This window comes from Photobacterium sp. OFAV2-7 (genome assembly GCF_022347985.1).
GTDB lineage: Bacteria > Pseudomonadota > Gammaproteobacteria > Enterobacterales > Vibrionaceae > Photobacterium.
This window is the reverse complement of record NZ_JAKRFQ010000570.1, coordinates 1-3,386: the sequence shown is the minus strand read 5'-3', so window position 1 is coordinate 3,386 and position 3,386 is coordinate 1. Positions and strand designations below refer to the sequence as shown.

Sequence of the window (3,386 nt, the reverse complement as noted above, 5' to 3'; positions counted from 1 at the left end):
TCTGCTTGCTGCCTTGTATACAGGCATTTTCTCTGCGGTATTCATTGTTAGAGCTCCTAGCTTGCCCGGCTTGGTCACCTTCTGGGCTTCTCACTGACGTAGTTATTATATCTAAGGTTACATGGGCATAGTTGCCCAATATTTCGTCATTTCAGAGGGAGATTCATAGGGTTTGAGTGTTTATGCCCTTACGCTTCAATACTGGTTCCAGGTGCTTCCAGGGCGTGGCAATCATAGATTCCTTCAGGTAGCCCTTATCCAGAGCTGCTACTTTCTTATCGTGCCCCAGTACGGCTTTCTTTGCTTGCTGGCTCTGGCCTTTCAGCCAGCTTATTCGGTCGGTCTGGTTGGCTCTGTCTTCTTCTGTTATCTCATCGACAAACACGACTTGCTCATAGCTCAGGGTGTTCGGGTGTGCTGGCCATGGACTTTTGCCTTTCGGGTACACGCCCTTGCCCAGCCCGTGGAGGTTGGCCCTGGCATGCATGTCGCAGATGTCCGGCTTGGGATGGTTGGGGCTTAGCTTGAACTGTGTGCCGGCGACAAACTCATCTTCAAAGGCCGCATTCTGGAAGGCCATACCATGCGCCCTGTTGATTTCGGTCCGCATCACCCGCTTGATTTGCCAGTATGGCGCCCCTTCATCAACCATCAGCGAATTCGCCAAGGTGCGGTTAATACTCGCGGCATTCGCCAGCTTGGCATTGTTGGCGATATCCGTTGGTACCGGTTGGGAACGGTGCATGAAATCTTGCGCAGCCTCGCTGGCCGACTGTCCCATGATCACCGCTCTCTCTACAGCCTGAGTAACAACTTCCCTTGCATGGCGGTCTATTCGCCACAGCCTGTCGCTAAGCTGCAGGCCATCATTATGGGTAAAGGTTCTGACGGCCAACACAGCCTCATCAATTGCCTTGCTGACCGCTGCAGCTGAAACGCTGGTACTAAACGACGCGCCGCCGTTCTGCGCCGCCTGAACGACATAACCATCTATCAACGAGGCCTGCGTTTGTGCCAGCTGCTGCAACAAGCTTTCAATTTCAGCGGTAAGGCTGTTGAGCCGGGAAAGACGAACCTCACCAAGCTCATCGGCGGCATTGGTGATCTGGAACTGAATCTCTGCCAGCACCGACTGGTAAAGCTGGCCTAACGCCTCCATTCCAGCGGCATCAAGTTCGTTGGTAGCCTTTTCCGCCGCTTTCATCGCGCGGCGGATAGTGGCTTTTACCTGAGTGCGGGTGTTGTCTGCCATCTCAATCACCCGTTACTGATAGCCGTCGCGCTTTCTCCCTTCGGCTGATTGCCGGGGGTAATGCTGACATTGGGCTTATTTTGTGAAGGCTGAGCAGTATTCGGCAGATATGGGTCGGGATACGGGTCTCGGCTGTTGGCTTCTTCCTCCCGCATGCTCTCTGCCCGTTGTACGTCTACCCCGGCGGCTTCCCAAGCCAACTTACGCGGCATACCCAACGCCTGATATTTCAATGCCAGGTCTGCACGCTGGTTCTTGGTATCTGTCATCCGCTCGGCGAACTGAACCTGAAAATTGAAGGAATCCGGATTCAGGCCAGCCAACAGCAACTGCAGCTTGAAGCCATCCTGATAGGCATAGGCCAACGCATCCTGCAGGGCGTCGATTTCTTCGTAGTAATCACGCTTGAGGTCTTCCAATATGTCTCGCGCCATCCCATCGACATAGCCAAACAGACCTTTCGGTGCCGGAGCACCAGAGAAGAAGGCATCTATCAGCAGGCTGATATCGGCTATCTGGTCCATGTTGGCATCACCGCTTACCGCCGTGACCGACAGCTTGTTGCCGTAGAAGTCTGTTGCGATGTCCCCGCTTTCTACTTCTACCCGCTCGCGGTATTCATCGAGCGCGGCCTTGTCGGCGCCATCAAGGGAGTGAGCCAGCTTTTGCGGTGCCCGGGTTCGGCGGCGGATCACTAAATCCTCTTCGGTCATGATCAGCTTCTGCCAGATAGTCCGGTTGGCATCGAGGTAAGGCCGCCCCATGCAGCCCATGTCATCGAAGTTATCCGGATCCAACCGGCTAACGGTCAGCTGCCACAAAGGGAAAGTACAAAGCTCTTGCCAGGTAATCGGGTCTATCTGGCGAAAGGCCTTCTTCGGGTTTCTGAATCGCCCTGTCTGGTCGACGATGGGAATAATGGTTTCCGTCGGCATACGTATCGCGTTGGTGACTTGCATGGCCTCGTTCACTACCCACTGAAGCGGCAAGTTGCCCTCTTTGGCCAGGCCTCCGGCATCACTCATCAGCTTGGCTCTGTTAGTCAGCTGCAGGCGGGTAACAAACTGCAGCCAGAGCTTGTTCACGCGCTGGCTTTCCTTTCCTACCCAATGGAGCTTCAAGCCGCCTTTGGTGGCATCTCGGGCAATCCGGCGATGGATTTTCTTTACCCGGGGATCAATTTTGTCCATATGACGCAGGGTAACAATGGCTGCCCGCAAGTTGGGGTCACACTGCATCATGTCATACAGGTACTGCACCGAGCGTTCCGGGTCGGCGATATGGCCCTTGTCTGAGTTCTGTTGTCCGCTTTGGTTGCCTGCTGTGTTGGGCGCGGAAGCAAACGGCTTGTTTCTGACGGCAGCCCAAATGCGAGATAGCATGCTCATGATAGGTTCCTTAGTATGTTCAGGCTGCTAGGGCTGCCCAATAGCTGGTCTCGGGTTTTGTGATTGATGGTGATGATGCTTGGGACCGGTGCGGCACCTTGGGTGACCAGCGCCCAGTGCGAGGCCATATGGGCATCAAAGAGGTCATCACCGATAGCCGGTTTGAGCATCGTATAGCTGCTGTAGCTTCCGGCTTTTACCGGAGTGGGTTTGATGTTCTTTAGCTGGCGTGGGAGGTTCATGAAATCCTGAACGTCTGGATCGTCTTCCCGATCTTCGACGTACGGCAACACCATCTGTTTGTTGTGATAGGCACTACGCAGGGATTGCGCCATCTGGTGCTTGGCATAGCCTTCGAACCGTAGCGGCGAGAAGGCCCATTCCGGCCAGGTGGAAGCCGTACTTTCACCATTTCCAACAGCACGGCGGTCTATCTGGGTTAATCCCTCGGCAAACAAGTCATCATTAACCTGGGTGATCAGGCCAATACCGAAAGCATCTCCTATAGCGTAGTCAGGGCGGAAGTAACGCCAGAAGCCGACAAGATCTCGCCTTATCACGCCTTCATCCGTGCCCAGGTGCCATGTTTTGCAGAAGATAACGACGGAGAAGTTACCTATTTGCTCTTCTACTACCAGGGAAGAACGGGAGGACTCTGGGTTTTCACCATGGCCTGTGTGGTCATAACCGAAAGACAACATGCCCCGCTTTTTGTAAACCGCGTAGGGTTCCGGCGCTGCCGGTTC

At 54.4% G+C, this 3,386-nt stretch carries 2 protein-coding genes and 1 pseudogene; all 3 read right to left on the bottom strand.

Features of this window, described 5'->3' with window-relative positions:
• Window positions 1-163: 163 nt before the first annotated feature.
• Entirely contained in the window at window positions 164-1,252 is a 1,089-nt protein-coding gene (locus MHN01_RS21030) for a hypothetical protein (RefSeq protein WP_239413233.1), read from the bottom strand.
• A 5-nt stretch (window positions 1,253-1,257) separates the two neighbouring features.
• Window positions 1,258-2,640 carry a hypothetical protein gene (locus MHN01_RS21025; RefSeq protein WP_239413231.1) on the bottom strand — a complete coding sequence of 461 codons (1,383 nt, stop codon included), beginning with the start codon at window positions 2,638-2,640 and terminating at the stop codon, window positions 1,258-1,260.
• Window positions 2,637-3,386: pseudogene (locus MHN01_RS21020) on the bottom strand (hypothetical protein); the annotation flags it as partial. The gene MHN01_RS21025 and the pseudogene MHN01_RS21020, both read right to left, overlap by 4 nt.

Bases quoted from the DNA above. Each gene is read 5' to 3' on its own strand.
- MHN01_RS21030 (WP_239413233.1), bottom strand. From the start codon at position 1,252: ATGGCAGACAACACCCGCACTCAGGTAAAAGCCACTATCCGCCGCGCG.
- MHN01_RS21025 (WP_239413231.1), bottom strand. From the start codon at position 2,640: ATGAGCATGCTATCTCGCATTTGGGCTGCCGTCAGAAACAAGCCGTTT.